The organism is Nitrospira sp. (genome assembly GCA_029194675.1).
In the GTDB taxonomy this organism is placed as follows: domain Bacteria; phylum Nitrospirota; class Nitrospiria; order Nitrospirales; family Nitrospiraceae; genus Nitrospira_D.
On sequence record JARFXP010000003.1, the window covers coordinates 304,312 to 328,806 of the forward strand.

General features: G+C 53.9%; 23 protein-coding genes and 3 tRNA genes. 12 read left to right on the top strand and 14 right to left on the bottom strand.

Annotated features, from left to right (window positions below; all coding sequences use genetic code 11):
* Window positions 1-68 precede the first annotated feature (68 nt).
* The 3 genes from ricT to P0120_16395 all read left to right on the top strand — a co-directional run bounded on the left by ricT (window position 69) and on the right by P0120_16395 (window position 2,075).
* Window positions 69-833 (top strand): regulatory iron-sulfur-containing complex subunit RicT, encoded by a 765-nt coding sequence (ricT, locus tag P0120_16385; GenBank protein ID MDF0675891.1) that lies wholly within the window; start codon window positions 69-71, stop codon window positions 831-833.
* A gap of 156 nt (window positions 834-989) precedes the next feature.
* On the top strand, window positions 990-1,508 hold the full coding sequence (locus P0120_16390) for a DUF1264 domain-containing protein (protein MDF0675892.1): 519 nt from the start codon (window positions 990-992) through the stop codon (window positions 1,506-1,508).
* 87 nt (window positions 1,509-1,595) lie between these two features.
* Complete coding sequence (locus P0120_16395; GenBank protein MDF0675893.1) at window positions 1,596-2,075, top strand: cytochrome c; 480 nt, start codon at window positions 1,596-1,598, stop codon at window positions 2,073-2,075.
* Window positions 2,076-2,166: 91 nt separating this feature from the next.
* On the opposite strand, the gene P0120_16400 is transcribed toward P0120_16395, so the two are convergent.
* Window positions 2,167-3,507, bottom strand: a complete 1,341-nt coding sequence (locus P0120_16400; GenBank protein ID MDF0675894.1) for a YhjD/YihY/BrkB family envelope integrity protein — start codon at window positions 3,505-3,507, stop codon at window positions 2,167-2,169.
* A gap of 554 nt (window positions 3,508-4,061) precedes the next feature.
* Here P0120_16400 and P0120_16405 point away from each other — a divergent pair.
* Complete coding sequence (locus P0120_16405; GenBank protein MDF0675895.1) at window positions 4,062-4,997, top strand: PilZ domain-containing protein; 936 nt, start codon at window positions 4,062-4,064, stop codon at window positions 4,995-4,997.
* 868 nt (window positions 4,998-5,865) lie between these two features.
* Here the strand turns inward: P0120_16405 and P0120_16410 are convergent.
* On the bottom strand, window positions 5,866-6,000 hold the full coding sequence (locus tag P0120_16410) for a hypothetical protein (protein ID MDF0675896.1): 135 nt from the start codon (window positions 5,998-6,000) through the stop codon (window positions 5,866-5,868).
* 141 nt (window positions 6,001-6,141) lie between these two features.
* Between P0120_16410 and P0120_16415 the strand changes: the two genes are divergently transcribed.
* The 3 genes from P0120_16415 to P0120_16425 all read left to right on the top strand — a co-directional run bounded on the left by P0120_16415 (window position 6,142) and on the right by P0120_16425 (window position 10,102).
* A complete protein-coding gene (locus P0120_16415; protein MDF0675897.1) occupies window positions 6,142-6,837 on the top strand; it encodes a hypothetical protein in 696 nt (231 codons plus the stop codon).
* A 296-nt stretch (window positions 6,838-7,133) separates the two neighbouring features.
* The gene (locus P0120_16420) at window positions 7,134-8,516 is read left to right on the top strand and encodes a cytochrome P450 (GenBank protein MDF0675898.1); all 1,383 of its coding nucleotides are present in this window, start codon (window positions 7,134-7,136) and stop codon (window positions 8,514-8,516) included.
* A gap of 203 nt (window positions 8,517-8,719) precedes the next feature.
* A complete protein-coding gene (locus P0120_16425) occupies window positions 8,720-10,102 on the top strand; it encodes a cytochrome P450 (GenBank protein MDF0675899.1) in 1,383 nt (460 codons plus the stop codon).
* 305 nt (window positions 10,103-10,407) lie between these two features.
* Here P0120_16425 and P0120_16430 read toward each other — a convergent pair.
* From P0120_16430 to P0120_16445, 4 genes are all read right to left on the bottom strand, one after another.
* Window positions 10,408-10,483 (bottom strand) — tRNA-Lys (locus tag P0120_16430).
* Between the two features lie 42 nt (window positions 10,484-10,525).
* Window positions 10,526-10,602, bottom strand: a tRNA-Arg gene (locus tag P0120_16435).
* A gap of 68 nt (window positions 10,603-10,670) precedes the next feature.
* Window positions 10,671-11,339 carry a YkgJ family cysteine cluster protein gene (locus P0120_16440; GenBank protein MDF0675900.1) on the bottom strand — a complete coding sequence of 223 codons (669 nt, stop codon included), beginning with the start codon at window positions 11,337-11,339 and terminating at the stop codon, window positions 10,671-10,673.
* 1 nt (window position 11,340) lies between these two features.
* Window positions 11,341-11,901: a hypothetical protein gene (locus P0120_16445; GenBank protein MDF0675901.1), complete on the bottom strand. Its 561-nt coding sequence runs from the start codon at window positions 11,899-11,901 to the stop codon at window positions 11,341-11,343.
* A 291-nt stretch (window positions 11,902-12,192) separates the two neighbouring features.
* Between P0120_16445 and P0120_16450 the strand changes: the two genes are divergently transcribed.
* On the top strand, window positions 12,193-12,480 hold the full coding sequence (locus P0120_16450) for an HU family DNA-binding protein (GenBank protein MDF0675902.1): 288 nt from the start codon (window positions 12,193-12,195) through the stop codon (window positions 12,478-12,480).
* A 129-nt stretch (window positions 12,481-12,609) separates the two neighbouring features.
* Here the strand turns inward: P0120_16450 and P0120_16455 are convergent, their stop codons facing one another.
* On the bottom strand, window positions 12,610-12,885 hold the full coding sequence (locus P0120_16455) for a MoaD/ThiS family protein (GenBank protein MDF0675903.1): 276 nt from the start codon (window positions 12,883-12,885) through the stop codon (window positions 12,610-12,612).
* 89 nt (window positions 12,886-12,974) lie between these two features.
* Here P0120_16455 and P0120_16460 point away from each other — a divergent pair, with 89 nt between their 5' ends.
* The 4 genes from P0120_16460 to P0120_16475 all read left to right on the top strand — a co-directional run bounded on the left by P0120_16460 (window position 12,975) and on the right by P0120_16475 (window position 14,417).
* Complete coding sequence (locus tag P0120_16460) at window positions 12,975-13,400, top strand: hypothetical protein (protein ID MDF0675904.1); 426 nt, start codon at window positions 12,975-12,977, stop codon at window positions 13,398-13,400.
* An 11-nt stretch (window positions 13,401-13,411) separates the two neighbouring features.
* The gene (gene rfbC, locus P0120_16465; protein ID MDF0675905.1) at window positions 13,412-13,972 is read left to right on the top strand and encodes a dTDP-4-dehydrorhamnose 3,5-epimerase; all 561 of its coding nucleotides are present in this window, start codon (window positions 13,412-13,414) and stop codon (window positions 13,970-13,972) included.
* Window positions 13,973-14,133: 161 nt separating this feature from the next.
* Window positions 14,134-14,211 (top strand) — tRNA-Glu (locus P0120_16470).
* 47 nt (window positions 14,212-14,258) lie between these two features.
* A complete protein-coding gene (locus P0120_16475; GenBank protein ID MDF0675906.1) occupies window positions 14,259-14,417 on the top strand; it encodes a S24 family peptidase in 159 nt (52 codons plus the stop codon).
* 239 nt (window positions 14,418-14,656) lie between these two features.
* Here P0120_16475 and P0120_16480 read toward each other — a convergent pair whose 3' ends face one another.
* The 7 genes from P0120_16480 to P0120_16510 form a co-directional block, all read right to left on the bottom strand.
* The gene (locus tag P0120_16480; protein ID MDF0675907.1) at window positions 14,657-15,109 is read right to left on the bottom strand and encodes a DUF1566 domain-containing protein; all 453 of its coding nucleotides are present in this window, start codon (window positions 15,107-15,109) and stop codon (window positions 14,657-14,659) included.
* A gap of 111 nt (window positions 15,110-15,220) precedes the next feature.
* Window positions 15,221-15,784, bottom strand: a complete 564-nt coding sequence (locus tag P0120_16485; protein MDF0675908.1) for a DUF1566 domain-containing protein — start codon at window positions 15,782-15,784, stop codon at window positions 15,221-15,223.
* A 543-nt stretch (window positions 15,785-16,327) separates the two neighbouring features.
* Entirely contained in the window at window positions 16,328-17,254 is a 927-nt protein-coding gene (locus P0120_16490; protein MDF0675909.1) for an acyl-CoA desaturase, read from the bottom strand.
* A complete protein-coding gene (locus P0120_16495) occupies window positions 17,251-18,990 on the bottom strand; it encodes a fatty acyl-AMP ligase (GenBank protein ID MDF0675910.1) in 1,740 nt (579 codons plus the stop codon). The genes P0120_16490 and P0120_16495 overlap by 4 nt, the downstream gene beginning before the upstream one ends.
* Window positions 18,991-19,001: 11 nt before the next feature.
* On the bottom strand, window positions 19,002-20,012 hold the full coding sequence (locus P0120_16500) for a class I SAM-dependent methyltransferase (GenBank protein MDF0675911.1): 1,011 nt from the start codon (window positions 20,010-20,012) through the stop codon (window positions 19,002-19,004).
* A gap of 133 nt (window positions 20,013-20,145) precedes the next feature.
* On the bottom strand, window positions 20,146-20,808 hold the full coding sequence (locus tag P0120_16505; protein MDF0675912.1) for a hypothetical protein: 663 nt from the start codon (window positions 20,806-20,808) through the stop codon (window positions 20,146-20,148).
* A gap of 564 nt (window positions 20,809-21,372) precedes the next feature.
* Window positions 21,373-24,480: a BTAD domain-containing putative transcriptional regulator gene (locus tag P0120_16510; protein MDF0675913.1), complete on the bottom strand. Its 3,108-nt coding sequence runs from the start codon at window positions 24,478-24,480 to the stop codon at window positions 21,373-21,375.
* Window positions 24,481-24,495 lie beyond the last annotated feature (15 nt).

The following is a 24,495-nucleotide window of genomic DNA, read 5'->3' on the forward strand; positions in this document are numbered from 1 at the left end:
GGCTACTTTTCGCTGCTACAGCTCTCTTAACGGTTCCCACGCCGACGAAATTTGTGTATGATCGGCCTATGGAGTCTCCCCTTGCCGCACAACTCGATCACCTCTATCCCACCCCAGTCCGTCTGGTTGGCGTGAAGGTCAGGAATCGTGGGGAGGTCAAGAAGTTAGACTCAGCCGGTCTGTCATTGCGCAACGGCGACCCGGTCTTGCTCGAGGTGGAAAATGAAGTCACCTACGGGATCGTCTACATGGAGCCCTACGCGACACCCTTTATTCCTCCCATGCGGGTGATGAAATCCATTCTGCGAAAGCCGGATTCCGAAGAAACGGCGCTGATCGGCAGACTCGAGCAACTCTCTAGGGAGGCGGCCGCCTATTGCCGAGCCAAAGCAGCTGAACGGAACATCCCTCTCAAACTGGTCGAAGTCTATGGGGTCATGCATCGCCGCCAGCTCACCTTTGTCTACACGGCAGAGGATCGGATCGATTTTCGAGAACTGGTCCGCGACCTGGCACGTCGATTCGGCGGACGCATCGAAATGCGTCAAGTCGGGGTACGTGAAGAAGCGAGGAGGCTTGGTGGCATCGATACCTGCGGCCTCGTACTGTGCTGCGCGAGTTTTCTCACCGATGTGCAGCCTATCTCGGCCAAGCAGGCGAAAAAGCTCGAACTGCCGATCGAGGACCCTCGCTTGTTGGGTGTGTGTGGAAGGTTGAAGTGCTGTTTAATGTTTGAGATGATGGACGCTCAGGGCAAGATCGCCCCGCAATCTCAACAAATTATTACCCCGACCAAGCCCAATTCTCCTTCCTCCTCAACCTTGCTCTCTTAGTTCGTCCCCTGCGTAAACCCATGTTTTGTCCACTTTGACCGAAAAGGCTCGAATCTTTTCTCAATCAACGATCTCTAACGGGCAGTCGAATGTGGAGGTAGTTCTCTCCCTAGATAGGCTAGGTGATGACTCCTCAGGCCTAGGAGGTTTGTTGTGATGAGAAAAGGTCTATTGGTCCTTGCGACGATCACTGCGGTCGGATGGAGTGGAGTTGCAACCCAAAAGGCGGTGGGCGGGGAACCAACGAGTCCAGCCGTCGGATACGACATTCATGTCCATGCGCCGCACATGATGGCGGATGGGACACCGGGCGGCCCCTTCCATCATTATTGCAAAGGCATTTCCGACAAGATCCTTCAATGTCTGCTCTTCGAATCCACCGATCCCAAGGCCCCCTTAGTCGGTGTCGAGTATTTTGTCGCCAAAGACCTGACCCGTAAGCTTCCAGCCATTCAGTGGCACCGGTACTTCCATGATCATAAGGTAGAAATAGGGACAGGGCGAGTGCAAGTCCTTGACATGCCTCCTGATCAAGCCGCCAAGGTGGCGGAAGCCGCAGCAGGGACGGACGGCGTGATCTATCATCTGTGGCAGCATGGGCAAGAATTCCCCGACGGCACGGTGAGCTTCCCACAATCCCTCGGACACAAGTTCCCTGGCTATTCTGACAAATAAACTGAGCGGGCGAGACCGGCTGGGTCATCTCCTGAGAAGACCAGGAAGGACCATGGTGGTGGTCCACTGTGACCACAAGATGGCCCCATGAGAAGAAGCGTAATGACGGTATTTGCGGCGGCCTTGTTCACCTCAGGAAGCGTCTCTGTCTTTGGTGTCGATGAAACTATCCTCAGGCCACGGGTTCCCGTTGATCAACTCCAGGAAGCGAGAACGTGGAAGAACCCACTTCCGGCAACTGAGGAAACAATTGAGAAGGGAAAGCAGCTCTTTCATGGGAAAGCCTTCTGTGTGACCTGCCACGGGAAACACGGCAAGGGATTAGGAGACGATATTGAGCCGGGCACGCTTAAAGGTCCCTTGCCGCGCGATTTCACCGATAAGGACTGGCAAGCAGCCAGAACGGACGGTGAACTTCTCTGGATCTTGAAAAATGGCAGCAAAGGCACGGCGATGGCGAAGTTCATTCCTTTGGTCTTGACCGAAGAAGAAGCTTGGCAGGTCTTGGTTTACGTGCGATCGTTCGGCGACAACCAAGACAAACCACAAGCTGAAGGACTGCCGTAAAGGGATCTGTCTGTTTTCCTCTTTGACCTGGAGATAGAGTGAACAGAACCCCTAGCAATCGCCGGCAGTCACACGACTCACCCCCATACCATCAGGATTTGGTGGATTGGGACGGCGGGTGATCTTGTAAGAGCGATTGCACGGTTTCACCCACCAACGCCCGCTCCACCGCCTTATCTCGATGCCGCAAGAGGGCGGACACCGGATCGCTGGTATCGAGATGGGGTAGTATCCAGGGCGGGGTTCCGTTGCGAACCGAATCCAGAACCTCTTTCACGAAGATCAGGTCCGGCGACTTGATGAGGCTCACCCCTTCCGGTTCCTGAAGGCGGCCCACAAACCCATTTTCAGTGAGACGTTCTACCTCTTCCTCCACCAGAGACAAGGGAATGTTCAGTTCGCTCGACAGCTCCGGCAGCTTCAACGGACGGTCCCCTTTGAGGTAGTGATGCCCCAGCACTCGCAATACCTTGAGAGCCAGTTGTTCACGAAAGACGTGCGTACCCTGCTCCCAGAGCAGGCGGGACAAATAGGCCGTGGGATACTGGTGGAAAAAGGAGAACTGCGCCCCAATCAGCACGATCATCCATCCGGTGTAGAGCCACAGGAGGAACAGCATGAGCACGGCGAAACTCGAATAGATGGCGCTGTAATTGGCAGAGGCCGCCACGAATTTGGCAAAGGCTTCACCGGCGATGATCCAGAGGATAGCCGCCGAAGCCCCGCCGATCGCCGCTGAACGGAGTTCGACATGGGTATTGGGGATCATCTTATACAAGAACGTGAAGACGGCACAGAACATCAAGAAGGGAACCATTTCGCCGCTCCACACCAGCAGTGTCCCAAACGGCTCCAACTCCACAAGATGTTGGACCAGAGTGTTGCTTTGGAGCGAAGCCAGCAAGCCGAACGCGCTAAAGACCAGTACCGGTCCCACGAGGACGGCGCTCAAATAGTCGGCAAACTTCCGGTTCCACGTGCGTCCCTGCTTGACCTGCCAGATCGCGTTCAAGGCCTGCTCCATCTTATCGATCAGCGAATAAGTCGTATAGAACAGGCCGGCGATGCCGGCGACCCCCAGCACACCGATCTTGATATTGTCTACGAAACCAATGATGGTGGCGGTGACCTCCCGACTCTTAGGACCCAACGGTACTAGAGCCTGCGCCAAGAAGGGTTCGATCACGTGATGGACACCGAAAGCTTTCAGTACCGAGAACATTACGGCGAGAAACGGCACCAACGAAAGCAACGTCGTATAGACCAGACCGGCCGTCCGCGCATCGAGCAGACGATGGCGGAACTCCATGCCCACGGCGGTGCCCAGCCTAAGTGCTTGTACACCTAACCGTTGGAGCAACGACATGGTCGTCAGATCCCCGGTCCAGAGATCCTGCTTCGCAAATTGGGAGATGCGTGTAGAACGGCTCATGGTCCTGCTCTCCCTAAGCAGGGTGTTTGCATCTTTTCGATACAACAAGGGCGGTGGAGAACTGCTACTGAGACCGTCAGAATACCATCTCGGGATGCATTTCCCAAGGGGCGGACACACTGTGCCGCGAATTGAGGCATTTGTTAATGGGGGCGACACTGCTGTAAGTTAAGTCTGGTAGCCAGCACCTCCGGCTCAGAGCAAAAAGTTCTATCCGTTCGTAGGCGCGTTCATCGCTTTTATGGGGCTTTGACGTATCCTACGCCCGATTCAAAACCACATGTTATTGGAGGTTATGGTGATGAGAATATCGATGATGACACGCCCACATGCCGTATGGCTGTAGCCCTAAACACTCCTGCATAGGCAAATAAAGAAAGGTGCGTGGCAAATCCGGATCGTCAACCAAACAATCCACTAGTGTAGCCAAAGTCAGTTGATATTGATTTTGTACTCTCCTAATGTACTGCTCACCAAATTAAGGAGAGTCGGCGGGTCGTGGATATCAAGGATTGAGGTCGCGTGAGAAGCACAAGGTTGGGAGTCGATCGGTCATGGACATGAAGATGGAGGATCAGCGCACGACGCCCCGCTTTCGGGTGCAATTTCGCACCACGGTGTCAGACCCCACCCAGCCCGAGGGAACAGGCTTCATGCTCGATCTCTCAAGGGGCGGGTGCCGACTGGAAAGCCCGTTCCTCTTTTTACCAGGCCTCTCGTTAGGACTGCAGATCTATGTGCCCGGCTTGGAGTGGCCGCTGATGATTGATGGGGCCGATGTGCAGTGGGTGAGCGAGCAAACCGCCGGGCTGGCTTTTGTTCGAATCAGAGAGACTGAGCAGCAGCGACTTGACGAAGTGCTTACCACTCGGCTCGCCAGGAAGTCCGAGGACGGCGACACAGAGCAATTCGAAGCGGTGCCGTTTGAGTTCCAAGAACTTGAAAAGGTACTCTCGAAAGACCCGCAACTCGCCATCAGCAAGGGACTATCCTGGTTCGCTCAAGACCGGGAGCAATTCCGGTTTCGAGGGGGGAGCCTGCTCAGCAGAGCGCTTCCCAATTGCCCACCGGCATTCGCTGCCGCGCTGGCCGAGTTAGTCAAAGCCGGCGGCGATATGGAGACAGATTTCTCCCTGGCGCTTCTCCAGAACTATCCTGGTGAGATATCCACCTACGTCGTCTTGAAAGAGATTGTGTCGCGATTTCCACATGACGATCGCAAAATGAGTGGAGTCCGAATCAGCATCGACAGCACCGGCGTGGTCTCTGGTGAATTCGGGCTTGCGGGCGCATGGCGGGTCAAGAAGGAATCGCTGAGGCCCTGGCTGACAGACGAACGGCCGGCGGTCAAAGCGTTCGCCGAGAAGCATATTGCAGAACTCGACCGAATGATCGCAGCAGAGCGGCACCGTGTGGAGGCCGAACGGGCAATGCGAAACAGGAGCAATGACGACACCGAGCCGGGTGCTTACAGGGCGAAACCCTTCTGATCAAGGAGCGGATTCAGGACTTAGAGAAGGAGGGGTTGCTGCCGAAGGGGAACTAGAGGAACCGGAGGGATTGGTTTGCGCGAGCGTGCCAAAAACAGTTGTTTGTGAACTGTGCTTCGAACTCTTCTAAGACTAAGTAAGTTAAGAAATTCGGCTCGTGACTGAGCCTGGGGTTTTTGGTAGCTTTCCGTTTCTCGACACACTCAGCATCGGCCGTTGCATAGTCGAAATCCTCTCGGGATAGAGGCCTGGTTGAAACTGCCAGTGGCAGCAGGATGCACGCAGAACTAAAACAAGCCTACGACACGGAGATGCATGCTGCGGCCGAGCACTACTATGACAACAACCTGGACAAGGCTTTCTATCACCTAGAGCGCGCGCATATCCTTGGCCAATCGTTCACATTCGCTCATGCGAGAGCGCACTGGTGGATGCTTAAGGTCGGCTGGAGACGCCGAGACCCAACAGAGATAAGAGGCCAAGTTGGCAGGATTATTGCGGCGTTGATATTCTCACGAATCTGGGTGCCTTTTGGGAATACCGGTGGTGCGAATGTTCATCCACTTAAACCCATGCCCATACCGGAAGAGTTTCAGGTCTTGTTGAAAAGACGTTGACGCAGCTGATGACAACATCCCACACGACGCCACACACTGGTTACATGCCTGGAGGCCCTCCCATCCTGGTCAGACTAGGCCTTGCTGTGCGATAGGAGATTGAGTTGATTCCTCTCATAACGGGAGTACTCCTTGCGGTTGCGGTTGCCGCTTTTGGAAAAGTCACACGATTTGAACAGGACCGTGGTTTCTATCCAACCGTTCTGATCATAATCGCGTCCTACTACGTTCTCTTCGCTATCCTTGGGGGTTCAAGCTACGCGCTCTTCTGGGAGTCGGTTGTTGCCGTCGCCTTCTCGGCGATCGCCGTTTTCGGATCCCTGCATTTCCCATTGCTCGTCGGAGCCGCCATCGCTGCGCACGGCCTTTTTGACCTCGTCCACCATGTGATCATTCAGAACCCGGGTGTCCCGTCCTGGTGGCCAATCTTTTGCTCTAGCATTGACGTGCCTCTGGGGCTTTGGGTGATGAGCCTCTATCATTCTCGCCGGAATGAGTTGCTAAGACCCTCCTCTGGAGGCTAGTCAATGGATCAAATGCAAGGTGAGAGTCGGATCGGCGCGATTGGTGCGATAAGTGGGGCAGTCCTCCTTGCCGTCGGAACGTATCTTCACCCGTTGAAGGCAGATCCGAACGATGCCACCATGGCGTTTGCTGAATATGCAGCTGATCACCTTTGGGTAGCGAGCCATCTAACCCTATTTCTCGGTGTCGTTCTCATGGTAGGCGCGCTTGTCCTCCTGTCTCAGTGGATGGCCAATGGCCCCGCTGCTCATTGGGCTCATCTGGGGATTGCCGGGGCGATCGGAAGTCTGGCCATGACTTCGGCACTCCAAGCGGTTGATGGAGTCGCGTTGAAGGTCATGGTCGATACCTGGGTAAGGGCACCAGAGAATGAAAAGCCCATGCTGTTTCAAGGAACATTCGCAGTGAGGCAGGTCGAGATAGGCCTGGCTAGCCTCACAAGCGTGCTGTTCGGCGTCACCCTAGTGGTCTACGGTATTGCTTTAGTGGTCGACCGTCGCTTTCCGACGTGGCTCGGTGTCCTAGGGATTGCGGGCGGAGTCCCGCTCGTAGTGGCAGGTGTGGTTATGGCACACACGGGTTTCTCGGGAGTCGCGATGGCGATCAGTATGCCGTCGAGCATGCTTCTGATTGTCTGGATAATAAGCCTGGGGGTTTTCATGTGGCCCAAGGGTCGCTCTAAAGCTAATCGGCCATAACAGGTTTTTGTGCTCATTGTGTGCTCAATTCAACCTCACTCCAGCTGATTCCAGCCTACTCCAGCGCAGTTTGTGATTTGACTTTAACCATTGATGGGCTTGGCCTGAATGAGTTGGCAGGCTGGAATGGGATGGCCAAAAAACCTTCCTAAACCGCGGGTCGTACGATAAATGCCCAAGCCGGGGTTGATTTTGAGCAACTGTACGGTTCCGCCAGATTGATCTCACTCATCCATGGCAAGATCGTCCCTGTTCATTTGATGCCCCCGACCTAGTGTGATACGGTCCCTTCTCTCATGCAGGCTCCCGTTTCCCCCTTCACCCTAGTCGATGTTCCCGGCGGCGTGCCTCTGCTTGGCCACCTTGGAGCGTTCAAACGCGCTCCGTTGGAAACTATATACGGGTGGTGGCGCCGGCACGGCGATGCGCTGCGCTTTCGACTCGGGCCGAAGACGCTCTATCTCCTCAGCCATCCCAATCTCGTCGAAGAGATTTTCGTTCAACAATCCGACCGTTTCGTGAAAGTGTATGACCCCCAGCGGCCGGTCGGCCTCGCGCTGGTTTTGGGCAATGGATTAGTGACCAGTTCGGGCGAGGTCTGGAAGCGTCATCGGCGCATCATCCAGCCGGTCTTTCACCGCTCTCGCATGGCGGCGATGGCCGATCGGATGGCTCAGGTGGGTGAGCAGCGCGTTGCCGGTTGGGCAGATCGCGAAGGACAGCCGGTCGACATCGCCGCCGAAATGATGCAGCTGGCACTGGAAGTGATCTCGCAAACGATGTTCACGACCAGCATGGCGCAACACATCGGCCAGATCAGTCATGCGCTGCGCGTGAGTCTGAAGTACGCATTCGACTCATTTCACAACCCACTGCGGCTCCCCAGCTGGGTACCGACTCCACGCAACCGTGAATTTCGTTCAGTCATGCAGTTCATGGACGGACTGATTTATGGATTGCTCGCCGAACGGCGCCGCACCGGAGCAACATATGGGGATCTCCTCGATCTCCTGCTCCAGGCTCGCGATGAGGAAACCGGCATAGGTCTGAGCGATCAGGAGTTGCGCGACGAGGCCTTGACGATCTTTGCGGCGGGGCACGAGACGACCGCGAACGCGCTCGCATGGACCTGGTACCTCCTCTCAACTCACCCAGAGGCGAAGGCACGATTTCACGAGGAAGTGGACCGAGTCCTCCAAGGGAGAACGCCGAACGCGGACGATCTTCAGCACCTTCCGTATACTCGGGCCGTATTCGAGGAATCGCTCCGGCTGTATCCACCGGCACCAGTCGTACAGCGCAAGGCGGCGACGAATACTACTGTGGGTGGATTAGCGCTACCGGTCGGCGCGCTCGTCTTCGTCGGCATATATAATCTGCACAGACACCCGGCCTTTTGGCCAAACCCCGAACAATTTCTGCCGGAGCGCTGGCTGGACGGTGAACGGCCAAGTTCCCGCTATGCCTATCTTCCGTTCGGCGCAGGACCGCGCGCCTGCGTGGGCATCCATTTCGCCTCAGTCGAAGGGCCGCTACTCCTGGCACTGATCGGCCGCCGCTATGATCTGCAACTGGCTCAAGAGACTGTCGAGCCAGAACTCATGGTGACCTTGCGACCAAAGGGTGGCATCCGCATGACGCTCAACCCACGGAAGGTGCCTGTCAAATCGAGCGCCTAGAGTCATTTACAACGCCCTTAACTTATCTCATGAGTCTGAAGTCTGAGGGCTGCCCGGCCGTTTATCTGTCTTCGAACACTTACAATGAGGCGATGAAGAGCGGATTTCTGGCTTTCACGCCTCCATCGATCTCACTCATCCCGGCAAGGGTTATACCCAGTTCCTTTGATGCCCCTGACGTCGTTTGATACTCTCCATCTCTCATGCCGGACTCGATTCATCCCTTCAAGCTTGTCGATGTGCCCTGGGGCACACCTCTATTCGGTCACCTCGGGACATTCAAACGCGCTCCGTTGGAGACGATGTCAGGGTGGTGGCGTCAGTACGGCGATGCGCTGCGCTTTCGGCTCGGCCCTAAGGCTCTCCATCTCTTCAGCCATCCCGATCTCGCCGAAGAAATTCTCGTGCAGCAAGCCGACCGCTTTGTGAAAGTCTACGACCCTCGGCGGCCGGTCGGCATCGCGCTGGTCCTGGGCAATGGCTTGGTGACCAGTTCGGGCGAGGTCTGGAAGCGACATCGACGCATCATCCAGCCGATCTTTCATCGCTCTCGAATGGCCGCCATGGCCGATCGGATGGCCCAGGTGGGCGAGCAACGGGTTGCCAGTTGGGTAAGTCTTGAAGGACAGCCGATCGATATTGGCGACGAAATGATGCAGCTGACGCTCGAAGTAATATCGCAAACCATGTTCACCACCAGCATGGTGCAACACATCGATCAAGTCCGTCATACGCTACGTGTGAGCCTGAAGTATGCAGTCGACTCGGTTCAGAACCCACTGCGTCTACCTGGCTGGGTGCCGACTCCACGCAACCGTGAATTCCGTTCCGCCATGCAATTCATGGATGGGCTGATCTATGGATTGCTTGCCGAGCGGCGTCACAGCGGATCTCAGCATGACGATCTCCTTGATCTGTTGCTCCAGGCCCGCGATGAAGAGACCGGTGTCGGACTGACCGATCAAGAGCTGCGGGACGAAACGTTCACCATTTTTGCGGCGGGACACGGGACCACGGCGACCGCGCTCACCTGGACCTGGTACCTCCTCGCAACCCATCCGGAGGCGAAGGCACGGTTTCACGAGGAGGTGGACCGGGTTCTTCATGGAAAGACGCCAAACGCCGACGATCTTCAGCACCTTCCGTATACTCGGGCCGTATTCGAGGAATCGCTCCGGCTGTATCCACCGGCTCCAGTCGTACAACGCAAGGCGGCGACCAATACTACTGTGGGTGGATTACCGCTAGCGGTCGGCGCGCTCGTTTTCGTCGGGATATACAATCTGCACAGACACCCGGCCTTTTGGCCAAACCCCGAACAATTTCTGCCGGAGCGATGGTTGAATGGCGAGCGGCCGACCGCCAGATATGCCTACCTTCCGTTCGGCGCAGGGCCACGCGCATGTGTGGGGATTCATTTCGCGTCAGTTGAAGGGCCACTTCTATTAGCCCTGATCGGTCGGCGCTATGATCTACAACTGGCTCAAGAAATTGTCGAACCTGAATTCTTCGTGACCTTGCAACCGAAAGGTGGCATCCGCATGACGCCCCAGCCACGCCATGTGCCGGTCGTATCGAGCGCCTAGAGCTACTTACAACCAACGCCCTTAGCTCATCCCACGAGTCTGAAGTCTGAGGACTACATGAGGTGGTGACCCACTCGTGAACAATTACGATGCAACGATGAAGACCGGACGGTTCGCACAAAGTGCGTATTGAAGTGAAGATAAAGACTACAGGAGGGTTTTCTCTGCGAGCATCAATAGAAGAGTAGCGCACGGTGTAAGAGGTTGGTTTGTAGTTTGAAGAGAAGACGCTGGAGGTGTTTATCCGGCGGCGTCAAGGAAGAGGGCTACGTCCGATGAGCCGCCGGCACGAGCGAAGCTTGGTTTGGTGGGCCGTGTAGGGGTCGAACCTACGGCCCGCTGATTAAGAGTCAGCTGCTCTACCAACTGAGCTAACGGCCCCACCGGTTATTGAATTGTCAACGCCGATTACACGAAGCGGTTTGGTGCGCCTGACAGGATTTGAACCTGTGGCCCTCAGCTCCGGAGGCTGATGCTCTATCCAGCTGAGCTACAGGCGCTCCCGCAACCAAGGAACGTCACCTTAGCACAGCGAGAAATATGCTGTCTAGCGCGCATCGTGCGTGTATCATGCTGGCGCAGTCGCGAAGCTGCCCCTGCCCACTCCAGACTCCAGCTCTCTCACTTCGGGATCCCGGATGAAAGCATAGGGCAGGAACAGTTCTTCTCCCATGATTCCCGCTCGGCGGCGCAACGCCTCGATTTCCATCGCTTCCATCCCAGCAAGATGATTCTCTTCCTCACGAAAGACTTTTGAGGGCCGAATCAGTGGAACGGCCGTTTGCACAGCACAGGCTCCAGTGACAAAGCCCCCATCATCCTGAGGAACACCCATGGAACGACAGACCAGGGGGCGAAACTCATAGAGACCACAGGCTCCATCCAGCTCCAAGGCAGGACAAGGCCATCTCTCGAACCGTTGGACGACGCGATCAATGTCCTGGTCCGGCCACTGGTCGATGAAACGATTCCTGTTCAGTTGCGGCGCGGCGACTGTTAGCGCAGCGACCTGCTCCGCTGCTGATCGTTCGATCCTGTTCCGGTGCTCATCGGGTAGCCTTCGGAGACCACGCTGAACTTCCCGTCGGTCCAGGATGGTCACGGGAAAAAGCCCGACACAACAGCCGGAACATCCGTGGGTACAAGGAAGCCTCCCGAGAAGAGAGGCATTCACCCGCTCAAACCACCGAGCGGTCCTTTCAAACAACGTTGAAGGAAAGAGGAGTGTCCCTGACATGTTAGTCTTTGTCCGAGGCCGACATGTCCACGATCAGTTCACCTTTGGGGGAGTAGAAACCCTGTTTGTCAATTTGGACGATTCCGTTGCACTGCTCCTGATAGAACTCGAGGATCCAGCCATTGAAATCGTAACCCTCGTCGGTCACATCATTCTCCGCCATACGCGTTGTCAGGATAAACCGACAACGCGTCACATATTCCATCGCGAGCTGCGCTTCGATGTCGGAGTGAGCAGTGAGGAGGTCCAGAAAAAGTTTCTTCTCTTGATCGTAGACATCTCGATAGCTGCCGCGATCCCGTATACAAAAGAGATGGACCGGCCTGCGCTCTCGATGGTAGCCCAATGTCACTTGAACCCAAGCCCAATCGTCCAGCGCTCCTTCTTCCAGCTTGGGAGGCACGATAGGACTTTGCCCGCGGGACTTCAGGAAATCGATCACCAGGCGGAGAGGAGGAGAATTCTCCTTTTGGCAGAACACGCGCGAATAGAGAAAGCTTTCAACCTGTTCGGATGCCGAATTGGCTACACCTACGGGTAATATCGGTAGCTCTTTACCCACGTGAATTCACCAACGTCAAGAGCCGTTTGCGTCGTTTTGGAAGGTCCATCCTACCCTACTCTACCTTTCCATTTGCTTCAACCGCAAGGGGCTGTGTGCGCATTTCTCCATGACAGACGCGCGTTTTTCTCGTTGACAGTCTTCGGACTCTTGGCTACACTCTCGCGGGTTTTCACGATGTGAGCACAAGCGCGCGCACGGGCGGCCACACGAGCCGAGATGTGTTTCAACGAGGCGCGTCAGGTCGCATATCGACCTACTTTAATCCCTTACCCTCAAGGAGGTTCACGAATGGCAAAATCAATGACGAAATCGCAGATTGCAGATTATCTCGCCGGAAAAGCCGGCATCACGAAAAAAGGAGCGGTTCAGATTCTTGATGATCTGGCAGCCCTGGCCTATCGCGAAGCCAAGAACGTCTTCACGGTGCCCGGTATCGGGAAACTCAAGCTCGCTAACCGCAAGGCACGCATCGGCCGCAATCCGCAGACCGGTGAGGAAATCAAGATCCCGGCAAAGCGAGTAGTCAAGTTCCGTGTCGCGAAGGCTGCCAAGGACGCAATCCTCGGCAAGAAATAAGGATTATCCGTCCTGCACGATCGTATCGCCTGATCCATGTCAATTTGGAGTTATCCGCTGCATTTGGCACATACAAGGGGGGTCGAGACTTCAATGGAATCTCGTCCCCCTTTTCATGTGTCTGCACATTTAGGGGTGCGACGGACCAAGTCCGCTACCTCCCATCCCATCGTGCCCGATCAGACGAATCGCGTCCCCATCCTGAACGAGCGAGTCCTCGCTGGCGATCTTCTTATTGATGGTCACAAGCACTTTCTTCTGCCGCAGGAGCTGAAGCAGATGTCGAAGCTGAATTCCTTGTCGCTGGATCAGTTGACGAACGGACATCGATCGATCAATTTCGCAGGCCAGATCACACTCGCCGTCCAAGGTTTGCAGTTGTCCGGTCAAAACGATAGTCACCATCTCCGTCGTTCCTCACGCATACGAACAATTTGTCGGCCTCGGCGGTACGACTGTTGACTCATCGGGCATCTCTTCCGATAATGGAGGCCATGCCAACTCTCGATGTTCATAATCCCGGAATGCCCGACCTCCAGTTTGTCTTGTTCGTGTCGGCTCTCTGTACAGCAGATCTCACGACGATCAATATATCCAAAGATCTCCGACAAACGATTTTTGATCGCTGCTGGGCACTCATTCACACCGAGCCACCACCTACGAACCGTAAAGAACGGGTTCTTGACCTCCGAGGAGGGACGGAGCTCACGCTCGACGCCTGTGCTTCTACGATCCGATCCCTCCTCCACGAGGCCAACATTACCACCTTGGTGTGGGACCATCCCGTGAGTGCCCCACGCATGAACAGTACGCCCGAAGCTCTTCCCTTGATCGATCGATTGGGACAATTGTATCCGGACAGCACGAACGTCGTCGATCCTTCTCATCAACCTCCCGGTGGTTCCGACCCAGTTCAGTAAATGGGAATGCCGTGCGAGTAACGACCATAGATATCCCTGGCGTACTCTTACTTGAGCCTTCTGTCATGTCTGATCATCGAGGCTGTTTCCTGGAAACATATCACGAACATCGTTACCGAGAAGCCGGCATCGATGAGCGTTTTGTCCAGGATAATTTTTCGAGATCGATACGAAACACGGTGCGCGGTCTGCATTTCCAAGAACCGCATGCTCAGGGAAAACTCGTCATGGCCCTTGAAGGGACTGTATACGACGTCGTCGTCGATATCCGCAAAGGGTCTCCGACATTCGGTAAATGGTATGGAGTCGAACTATCCGGGAAGAGCCTTCAGCAGATGTATGTTCCCCCCGGATGTGCTCATGGCTTTTGCGTCAAGAGCGACAGCGCTTGCTTCTTGTATAAGTGCACCGCCTATTATTCGCCCAAAGATGATCGCGGTATCTTGTGGAATGATCCGGCTTTGGGAATTCTCTGGCCGGTCAGCCAACCTATCCTCTCAGCAAAGGACCAAACACACCGTACTCTTGCTGCAATGGACGCAGAGTTACCGTTCTATAGCGCTACGCGCTAGAACCTCTCCTTTCATCCTCTCACCACAAACTCAAACTCGAAGTCCAACCGTGACAATGAGCTCTTGGGATACGGACCTTGCACCTTGGGTCAACCTGTCCTAGTGACAGCACAGCTATGAGTGTGGTATGAGTGGCACTGCTTTCTTACCCATATTATCACGTCCCCATCGTCTAGCCTGGCCTAGGACATTGCCCTTTCAAGGCAGTAACACGGGTTCAAATCCCGTTGGGGACACCAAACCTGTCAATGCTGACTAAGCCGTTGAAAAGCTTACCCACGGCGCAGTGAATGGGGAAGCCACGATCAAGACTTACCAGCGGAAAGGCGGAACGGTAGAACTCCATCCGGCCAACGAAGCGATGCAACCGATTCGTGTCCAGCCAACCGACTCGTTTCAGATTGAAGGCGTGGTCGTTGGGGTGATTCGCCACTTGAGAAAGTGAGACACGGTGAGCCCGTCTCATGGATCGCCAGATCGTCTGCTATGGGATTCCCTCCTTCGACACAATGGCAGGAAGAGGCTACCGTCTGACCACTGCCCGACGGTACTCCGCACGAATCGTTGTAAGCTTGAAGCTTCTTCTCAGGGTCAGGTAATTGAAGGTAATGCCGGAGTTGCAGCGCATGGATCACCCGTCCCCCTTCACCTCACCAACCCGTAAATGACAGATGCTTGCACGTCTCAATATTGATCCGCATTCGTGTTGCCCCGCACACACCAGAAGTGAAAAAGACTGGTCTTATTGGAGATGCTCGCACCGCCACCTGAGGAGATGCTCACGCTCCACGCGAGTGTAGTAGGACTCTGGACATTCGACGACGCCGACCAGTATACGGTGCCCATCGGATCGAGCGTGAAGGGATGGCCTGTTGGCAAGGCAGGAGTGCTCTGGGTGGGGTCCAGTAGACTCATCAACTCCACCACTGATGGCAGCCGCCAGCCTCTTCTAGCACCCACAGCCCTGTTAATACAGGAATCACTCGCGGCGCCCCAGCCTAAGGGCATGGGGAAGGGCGACTGCTCCCACACCAGCTGCGTTTCCTTATCCAAGACCGCCGCACCGCCGAATTCAGTGAGTACCTTAAAGCGTTGGGTGGCAGTCGGGATTTTGTCGTCCCAGCTCTCCAATGGCACGGCACCAGTTGAGGGGGCAAACAACAATAGCGCGGCGACGGTGATGCTCTGCTTCTGTTATGGTTACTCATCAGTGCCCTCCTTCGGTCAAATAACTCAATTGTCAAAGTGTCAATACTGATCCGCATTCATGCCGCCGCGCACACACCAGGCACGATTGCTGGCGGCGGACTTCCCGGCGGGACCCACGGTGCCATTGCTGAAGTTTACGGTCCACGCGCTGGTAGGAGTCTCGGCCCACGTCGTTGCTGACCAATAGCCAGTGTCGACCCTGACGCCGCTAAAGACGCTGGTTGGGATGAAGGGCGCGACCGCTCCCGGCGAGCCGTCCAGAAGGCTCGTCAACTCCACCACCGAAGGCAGTCGCCAACCCCTTGTGCCTCCGACAGCCTTCATGAGACAAACTCCGACCGCTGTACCCCCATCCTCGATCCCGGCATCAGGTGCCTGTTCCCACACCAAGCCGGTATTGTTGTCCCGCACCGCCGCGCCACCAAAGGCGTTCAAGACGGTAAAGCGCGAGGCGCTCGGCAGGTTTTCGTCCCAGGAGTTCTGAATGGGGTGGTTTCCACTCTTATCTATCGTGGCAGCTCCGGCGCTGTCGGTCATGATGACCAAACCTGCACTCAGCACCATGACGCTGATCGTGACTGTAAGAAACCGTTGTCTGTTCATCACTTCCTCCATGATGTGTGGTTGATGCTCCGACTGACTCTTTCATGACCGCTGCCCTGAGACCCAAGCGTGGATCCGTGGATTTGATATCCACATAGCTCGGCCCATTCCGATGTTAGGGAATGGCTGTATCAGAAGTGGTCCGCACGAGGCACCCGCTCATAGAATACGGCGAATATAGTGACTTCGATGCGAACCGGTTTACGTGTTATCTTCTTCAGGTACGGCACCCGATCAGTTTGTCCTATCTATTATTTTTGTACTACGGGTAGTATCTGAAGTCAGATAGCGAGCAAGGCTTTCTATCGAAGGATAGTCAAAGACGATTGTTTCAGAAATTGAGCGTCTCAAATGCAATTCAAGATCTCCTGCAAGAGTCAGGGTCAACACAGAATCCAGTCCTAACTGATCAAAATGTGTACGCTGATCAATTACCTCGGCTCTCACATCTAGGGCTTTCGCGAGATAGTTTACAAGCCACTCTCGTAGCTCACTTTCTTCTCTGCATCGTTTCGACAGAAGAGGATCCATTTTGCCTTGGCATCAGTTACATGGACGTGGCTTTACTTGGGGTATTTTCAGGTCCCAAGCCATTCCCGTGAAACACAGGAGACGAATGAACATCTTTCCCACATCAATTTGCCACCATTGCATTCCTAAAAATGGTGAACTTGGAAACGCATGATGGTTGTTGTGCCACCCTTCTCCTAGTGTAGGAATCGCGACCAACCAATTGTTGCAACTGTGATCTGTCGTGCTAAATGACCGTTGGCCAAATGTATGGCAAATCGAGTTGACACTAAGTATAAACTGGCCAACGAGAAACATCCGCACCGGACCGCCCCACAAAAACCAAGCTAACGCACCGGAAATTGTGCCATAAACAATGCCACCGACTAGTGCGGGAATAATGAGGCTCAGTCCGATCCAACTGAAATATTGGCGGTTCACCACGACAATTGAATGATCGCGAAGAAGATCTGCGGCATAATGGGTAGGAAGTGGAAACCGATGTCCAACCATCCAACTCATATGCGAGTGGAAGAATCCCTGAAGTCTTTTGAAAATATCTTCCCCATGCAGGTAGGGGGAATGCGGATCCCCATTTTCATCGCTACATTCGTGGTGCCGGCGATGAATGACTACCCACGAGATGAGAGGCCCTTGGCCTGCCATGGAGCCCATGATGGCCAAGGCAACCCGAATATATTTGGATGTTTTATAGGCTCGATGGGTGAACAGCCGATGATACCCTGCGGTGATTCCCAGCATTGTAAAAAATCCAAGGGATAGGAACAGTACCAGTTCGGTAAAGCCGATACTTTCAAAGAGCAACAGGACAAGAGCTAAAAGAAAACTTAGCAATGGCAGCACATTGCAGAGGATAAGATGGCGAATTTGAAGATGACGGATCTGCGCTGTCAGTACTGTTCCGTCATTTGGTCCACGTAACGTGCTGGTATGAATCATGGCCCCATCCCATTCTGATAACCAACGGAGCTGTCCCTTTGTTCGAGAATCGACGGCAGTTGCCCCAAAATAAAGCCTTGTCGGCAGGCATGGCGCTGAATCTTACCGCTCGTGGTAGTTGGTATGGTGTTAGGCAGAAGAAGGACAACTTGATGGAGACGTAATTCACAATCCCGTATGACACCCTCTCGAATAGCCTCAACCACCAGATTGAGATCTATTCTCCGACTATTCCGCTCAATTTCCTGAACTACAATCAGTTGTTCTCCCTCGGTACTGTCTATGGTAAACGCAGCAGCCCTCCCTGGACGCAGACTCTCATGGCTTCGCCATGCGGCAAGCTCAATGTCCTGAGGATAATAATTTCTCCGCCGAATAATGATAAGGTCTTTGATGCGCCCGGTTATGAATAACTCTCCGTCTTTTATAAATCCCAAATCACCAGTTCGAAGAAATGGGCCATTTCCTCTACCACACATTGTCGCCTTGAAGGTTCTCTCCGTTGCTTCTTTGTTATTCCAGTACCCCTGAGCTATATGAGGGCCTGACACCCAGACTTCTCCAACTTCCGACTCTGTGCACAGAACAGCAGTCATCGGATTGACGATGACGACTTCCTCCTTTTTCACGGTCCCGCAACTGACTAATTGGCGGGCGTCTTCCTGGTGAGACACTGCAATAACCTGATGCTGTTCCAGGCCAGACGAAGAAAGAGTACACACCACCGGCAGGGCATCTTTTGTCCCGCCAGAAACAAACAGGGTTGCTTCAGCAAGGCCATAACACGGATACCACGCCTTCTTTCTGAACCCGTAAGGGCTGAAAGCAGATGTAAACGCTTCAATCGTCTCCAGACGCACGGGTTCCGCTCCACTATATGCCCACTCCAAAGTGGATAGATCGAGTTGATGCAGCTGGTCGGGCCTGGTTCGTCGAGAACATAAGGCATAAGCGAAGTCAGGAGCCCCGATACAGGTAGCTCGGTACCGCGATGCTGCCACAAGCCACTTGCCAGGATGCTGTAGGAAAGCGGCTGGAGGCATTTGTATGCATTCAAACCCCACGTAGACAGGAGTGAGGGTGTTGCCAATCAATCCCATATCGTGAAAGAGCGGTAACCAACTCACCATGACCGTCTTGTCATGCCATCCGAAGTTGGCTCGAATCATCTCGACATTCGCCAACAAATTTTCATGTGTCACCATGACTCCCCGGGGAGAGGAGGTAGAACCCGAGGTGTATTGCAAGAAGGCTAACGGTGTCGTCGTAAAATGAGCGTGCAGGTCATCACTAGGGGGTAAATCATCGGTCGATACGAGCGGCAGTTTCTTTAAACCTGGGAAATTCTCAGCCTGTTCAATTTTCGTGACGAGCGATGACGTGGTAAGGACTACGCTACCCTCCGCATTGGCCATGGCTGATTCTAATCGCACGGATGATCTGTTAAACCGTGGGACGCTCAAGGGGACCGCTACAATACCTGCATAAAGGCAGCCGAAAAAGGCAGTGATGAAATCTAGACCCGGTTGATACAGCAGTAGAGCACGGTCACCTCGGGAACAATATTGACGGAGTAATGCGGCGATTGTTTGGGCGATGCAGTCTATTCCCTGATACGTGAGTGTCGCAGTTTCTACCTCGCCGTCGGCCAGAAATCTAAAGGCAACCCGGTCGGGTTGTTGTTCGGCACGCATATGCAGAATGTGCGCTAACGTAGAACACTCAGATTTCTTCATAGAACTTCTGTCTAACCAGTTGCTAACAGCGCGGCCTGGTCAACGGGAGTACGCCGACAACTAAAGTTTGCATAGACCAAAGCCCTGTTCGGTGAATGTAGAATTTGGGTACGATTCGGATCAGGAAATAAATCCAGAACTTCCGATTCAGTTCTGAACACAAGAGGCCAATCCACGAGCCACTCTTTGACATACCTTGAGGGGTCATGTGCATGAAAGTTCGTAATTGCTAACGTTCCATCTGATGAAGTGAGCTTTTGCATATGAGCCAGGAGAGGTTTTGCAAGCTTTGGCGGCAAGTAATCGAACAGACCTGCGGAGATCACTACATCAAATACTCCTTCGGGGAGAGATGAGGCGAGTCGTGTTACAGGGATGTGCATGATGTGTAATTGCGATGCCCATTGCTCAAGGGATACGGTTTTACAAAAGTTAATAGCAGCTGCATCTTGATCCACAAGTGTGACCTCAATAGCCGATCCTGCGTCGATGTCCCTCAAAAAGTCTTGGATATAACGAGCACCACCACACGCGACATCAAGGATTCTTAATCGCCTCTCGTTGCGTTCGTATTCTTGGTGAAGTAACCGTTTAAAAAAGTGACGTCGCTCCCAAACACTTTGGACGCTATGGACTGTTGAGAACACATAATCCAAGAGGTTCACAATTCCAGGTTGGGTCGCGTCATCGCATGGATCATTTTCGATGTCATACATCCACTCAACAATTCTAAAGTCTCCTGCATAGCCGTGTGGTTTGTGATAGCTACGATTGAAGTATCGCGATCGAAACAACCATGGACCTACGATGTCACGGCATTCCTTCTGAAGTGTCTTGATATCACTGTTTAAACACTGGTCCATCACTTCAACAAATGACCAAAAGTCCAACGCGATACGGGCTTTAGCTTGTTTAGATGGTCTCGTCTCGTCCTTGCACTTAAACCCTCGATCTAATTCTTTCATCGTCTCGACGAAACGATATGCAGCATCAATCACTTTGTGATTCTCAAACGACCGCATGAAGGATCATCCTATCTTGGCCATTTGTTGGTCATTGAAAGGTTTTACGAAGTGAGACTCCCTCGCTCATCGCACGATGCCAGCTATCACATTCTTTCTCTTGCTTTTGTCTGCCTTCTGAGGCGATGACCATTTAGTTGGTCGGCTTCAAGAACACAAAGATAACTTCCTGATAGGTCTCTCCGTTTACGATGAAGCTAGTAGGATCGGAGCAAGAACCGGTTAGGATGAATTGACAGGCCGTAAGAGGCTTGCCATCGACAGTGTTTTCACCGGTCGCCATGGCGCAAATACGGTCGCGGAATACCGGGTTCTGCGCTTCGATCTTTGTTCGTGTCCCGGCACATACATAGGCAACGGGATTGGTTCTGAAGAGATTGCCAAAAAAACCGCCCTCGAAGATGCTGAAGATCCGGGTTTCTTCTTCGGTCTGTTCCAAAGAGGGAACCGACTTTGAGTTGGCCTGGAGTGAGACGTCCACATGTTTGCCAAAATAATTCGTCAAGGCCAACATACACGCTGAGACCCAGCGCTCTTGGGGAAGCGTCAATGGATGCTTCATCCATTCAGGAGCCAACCCGAGGCGTCCAGGAAAAGTGACGCGCTCACGGCCCTGCAGGGAAAAGAGAACCGTTGAGTCTGGCAGTGCACAATTGATTAAATATTTGAGTTGCTGGCGCTTGGGCTCCGTCGCCGCGAGGCTTGGATCAGCCAGCTCGAGTTCTATTGGATGTGAGTTGGATGCAGTGGAGGATGCGACGGGCGCCCCAACCAACGCCAGTGGTTCCGCAGCCACAGATCCTAGAAAAAGACTTAACAATAATAGAAGCGTACAAATAGATCGCATGGCGAATAGGAGGGGCGGAATTGGTCCGCCCCTCGAGAGTTGTCCTATTTGCCCAAGGCTTTCTGACCAATACGGAGCAGGTCTAATTTAGTTACGCTTGCTCCATTTACAGCTAGCCTTGTATTCACGGGCATGGGCGCCAAACCGTTCACAGCTAGCCTGGCATTCACAGGCATGGGCGCCAAACCGTTCAGAGATAGCCTTGCTTGAGCGGGTAAGGCGGCTAAGAACACACTGGCACCCCCAGTGATCACGACCGCCATTATCATCTTCTTCATGTTGAATCCTCCTTTGTGAAATGTGAGCCCATCACGTTCAAGGACGTATTAGATCAGGAGATGATGGACAGATAGGGGGACAGCTAGCGGATCAGACTAGAATTTTACGGGATGTCAGTGGTTAGGAAAGAAGAGATGGCAAACCGCCCCATACTACTGAGGCTTCCGTTCAACGAGAGTCGGGCGTGTCTGGCATTCGTGAACCCCGGTACGTCCCGCCGGTGCCCGTGTGATTCTACTCTTGAGGATTCATGATTCGACTGAAGTAGTGCTGTTCGGCAAGTGGATCCACTTTGAGCGCGTGCCTGACGCCACGCAATGTCTGTTCGTGTTGACCTGTTGCCGTACGGGAGTCGCTCACTTTTCTCACGGCTTTGATGAACCCTTCTCGCAGACGCTCGCGGCGCTGATCGGCCCAACCTATACACTTCTCCTCCTCAAGGAAGGGCCCCCGATAGAGGGCAATCATCCGCTCATAGTGGTCCCTTGGCATTTTCTCTCCCAGCTCAGCATCTCCTAAGGCGGCGAGATGCTCCAAATCCTCGAATGCGAAGACATCTACCCAGCATAACTCACGATTGAGGACGACTTTGCCTTCTCTGACTTGGATGCTTTTGTCGTAGTTCAACAATCGCCGCAGCCGTTGCAGTGTCTTGTGAAAGGTCTCATACCCCGCATCCCCTTCAGCCTCGGGCCAAAGAGCATCGATAAGTCGTGGGATGGCGATACTTTTTGTTCCAAATGCCACAATCGCCTTTAGCAGATGCAGCACTCGATATGGAGCCTGCCGCCATGACCGAAGCGGTATGCCATCTAGATGAATTTCAAAACGACCCAAGGTATAAATCTTCACTGGCCAGGGCCAGGCTTCGCTCGCAGATGCTACCCCTATTGGAACCAAGCGTGTTTTGCGAATCAGATCTTGCACGTACTCCACCTCGATGTTTGCCTCCAACGCCTTGGAGTAGAGACGCGCCATCGTCTTGGGAATCCACCAACCATAGAAACCGAGACCTTTGTCTTTTCCTATAACCAGCGCCGTTCGTAAGGTGTCGAGGCCTGCCTCTTCTCGACCCTGATCGAATTCGAACTGCGACCTGAGGAGACGTTCAATGTACCGGAGGTAAAAACTATCCGTCTGCTTCGCAAGGAACTGCACCCGATTAAGATAGTGACGTGCACGCCGATCGTCGCCGAGCGCATGGAGCAATTCCGCAGCAGCATGACAGCTATCTGCCTCTGGAAACGGACTTCCTTTCAGCCCTTTGACCTCTCGGCTTTCTTGGACGAGCTGCCAGGCCTTGGCCAGATTCCCATGCATTCTAGCCACCCATGCAGATTGGAACAGAAAGTTTCCACGCATAAAGTGCGAAGAGCTCGTCACGAAGGGCGCCGTACGTTGGAGATATTGTTCTGCCTGTCCTAGGTCACCCCGAAGCAATGACCCGTAGACCCCTGACCCAAACAAGGCAGGATCAAAGACATGCACGCCGGATTTTTTGGAGAGCGCGAGTCCTTTCTCGACGACCTCTAATGTCTGTCGCGCATCTCCTTGTTGCCACTCGAGAGCTGCCTTGTTGGCATAATACGTCAGCCGGACGAGCGGAGCCGTCGTTTCACGCTCGCCAACGGTTTGAAGAATCATGCAATATTTTTGGGCAGATGCGAGATCACCTTTCCAGGAGCACAGCAAGGCCATCATCGAGGGGAGCTGGGAGAACTTTTCAATATCTGGAGTAGTCTCCAGAAAGTTCTTCGCACGGTCAACCCAAGGTGCGATTAACTCCCGTTGCGGTCGTCTCCAAATCAGGGCAAAGAACAGGCAAAATGTGACCTGTATCTCAATTTCTTTGGAGGGAAAGGCGGCATGGGGTGGGACCAGGCCCAGCAGGATGTCGATCCAACGGTCCGCTCGATTAATATCCATCCAGGAAAAGAAAATGGACGACACCATGCCGGTCGCAGCCAGGAGCATTCCAGTCTGATCTCCGTTGGCCTGGAACTTGTCAAAAGCCCGCTCAAAGTGACCTTCGCATTCAAGAGGTGCCACCGGCATTCTACAAGTCCCGAGCCAGTAGAACAGCCAGGGTACTTGTTGATACCGCTCCAGTGGTACCTGATTGAGCCACCCTTCCAAGGTTTGGAAACGCCCTTGATGGAGTAACTCCGTCGCCCGTGTGAGAATCAATCGGACAGTTTCATCGATCGCCCCTGCCTCTTGATGTAACTCGAATGCTTCTTCTATGCGACCGGCCTGCTCCAACAGCGACGCCGCCTTTCGTTGGAGGATTTGCACTTGCCCGGCTGTGAGCATAGCGTTGGCGTGGGAACGTAAGAATTGCCGGAAAAGGGGGTGGTACTGATACACATGGTCAGTCACCACACGTCGCTCCGTAAAATAGCGCGATTGATAAAGATGCGAGAGGACGTCAGCGGCTGATTCCAGACCAGTTAACTGTCTCGCCATCGCAGCCGTCATCTCTGGCAGGAAGGCCGTCTGCATGAGAAACGTCTGTCTTTCTGGCGTCAACCGCTTCATCACCTCCTGTGCCAGATAGTCGAAAATGACCTGCGGTGGCTGGTGTAAGATCTTCCTATCCGCAGCCGCATGAGTTCCGGTCTGCTCCAGAAGGAGGATTAGACCGGCGACCCAGCCTTGGAATTGATCATACAGACCCTCCGTCTGCACGTTTACGTGTACTCCCTTGGGTCGCACGTGCAGACATATAATGTTTTGAGATTCCACCTTCGTTAGCCGTAGCGCCTCTTCCCCAATGACGGATATCTGCTGTGCGGCTAACACACGAGCCAAAGCGGGCGGAGGCAAGGTGCGACTCATCACAATTACTCCGCACCCAGGCGGCGTCGCCTCAATACCAATTGTCAGCATCTCGTGAATGGGTGAGTCCGCGGCGACTTCTTGATAATTGTCGAAGACCAGCACGGCAGGGGGCTTCAATCGACTATAGAGGTTCTCAAAAAATCGGCGGGTAAAGGTCAACAGCCCCTGAAGATATTCAGGTGTCAGGTGAAGAAGGGGTGTGCGATGACGTGGAGCTACACGCTGAAATGCCAACCCTAAATAATGAAAGAAGGTCGCCGGGTCGCTATCGCCTTCATCGAGTTGATACCACAATGGACGGATCTTTCGTGCTCGCAGATAGCTGGCGACCAATGTGGTTTTTCCGAATCCTGGAGGCGCATTGATCCAGACGAGTGTCCGTTTGCGGGCCTTCGCGAGACTGCTGTACAAACGGGGGCGTTCTATGATCGGGGGAAGACGCGGGGGAGTGAGTTTGGCCAGCGCGTTAGCCTGCTGGTTCGAACGAGGCATGCGTGCCATTACTCGTCTCCAGAC

What these genes read in the sequence shown, in the direction of transcription:
- ricT (MDF0675891.1), top strand. Translation starts at nt 69, where the DNA reads ATGGAGTCTCCCCTTGCCGCACAACTCGATCACCTCTATCCCACCCCA.
- P0120_16390 (MDF0675892.1), top strand. Translation starts at nt 990, where the DNA reads ATGAGAAAAGGTCTATTGGTCCTTGCGACGATCACTGCGGTCGGATGG.
- P0120_16395 (MDF0675893.1), top strand. Translation starts at nt 1,596, where the DNA reads ATGAGAAGAAGCGTAATGACGGTATTTGCGGCGGCCTTGTTCACCTCA.
- P0120_16400 (MDF0675894.1), bottom strand. Translation starts at nt 3,507, where the DNA reads ATGAGCCGTTCTACACGCATCTCCCAATTTGCGAAGCAGGATCTCTGG.
- P0120_16405 (MDF0675895.1), top strand. Translation starts at nt 4,062, where the DNA reads ATGGACATGAAGATGGAGGATCAGCGCACGACGCCCCGCTTTCGGGTG.
- P0120_16410 (MDF0675896.1), bottom strand. Translation starts at nt 6,000, where the DNA reads ATGGTGGACGAGGTCAAAAAGGCCGTGCGCAGCGATGGCGGCTCCGAC.
- P0120_16415 (MDF0675897.1), top strand. Translation starts at nt 6,142, where the DNA reads ATGGATCAAATGCAAGGTGAGAGTCGGATCGGCGCGATTGGTGCGATA.
- P0120_16420 (MDF0675898.1), top strand. Translation starts at nt 7,134, where the DNA reads ATGCAGGCTCCCGTTTCCCCCTTCACCCTAGTCGATGTTCCCGGCGGC.
- P0120_16425 (MDF0675899.1), top strand. Translation starts at nt 8,720, where the DNA reads ATGCCGGACTCGATTCATCCCTTCAAGCTTGTCGATGTGCCCTGGGGC.
- P0120_16440 (MDF0675900.1), bottom strand. Translation starts at nt 11,339, where the DNA reads ATGTCAGGGACACTCCTCTTTCCTTCAACGTTGTTTGAAAGGACCGCT.
- P0120_16450 (MDF0675902.1), top strand. Translation starts at nt 12,193, where the DNA reads ATGGCAAAATCAATGACGAAATCGCAGATTGCAGATTATCTCGCCGGA.
- P0120_16455 (MDF0675903.1), bottom strand. Translation starts at nt 12,885, where the DNA reads ATGGTGACTATCGTTTTGACCGGACAACTGCAAACCTTGGACGGCGAG.
- P0120_16460 (MDF0675904.1), top strand. Translation starts at nt 12,975, where the DNA reads ATGCCAACTCTCGATGTTCATAATCCCGGAATGCCCGACCTCCAGTTT.
- P0120_16485 (MDF0675908.1), bottom strand. Translation starts at nt 15,784, where the DNA reads ATGAACAGACAACGGTTTCTTACAGTCACGATCAGCGTCATGGTGCTG.
- P0120_16490 (MDF0675909.1), bottom strand. Translation starts at nt 17,254, where the DNA reads ATGATTCATACCAGCACGTTACGTGGACCAAATGACGGAACAGTACTG.
- P0120_16495 (MDF0675910.1), bottom strand. Translation starts at nt 18,990, where the DNA reads ATGAAGAAATCTGAGTGTTCTACGTTAGCGCACATTCTGCATATGCGT.
- P0120_16500 (MDF0675911.1), bottom strand. Translation starts at nt 20,012, where the DNA reads ATGCGGTCGTTTGAGAATCACAAAGTGATTGATGCTGCATATCGTTTC.
- P0120_16510 (MDF0675913.1), bottom strand. Translation starts at nt 24,480, where the DNA reads ATGGCACGCATGCCTCGTTCGAACCAGCAGGCTAACGCGCTGGCCAAA.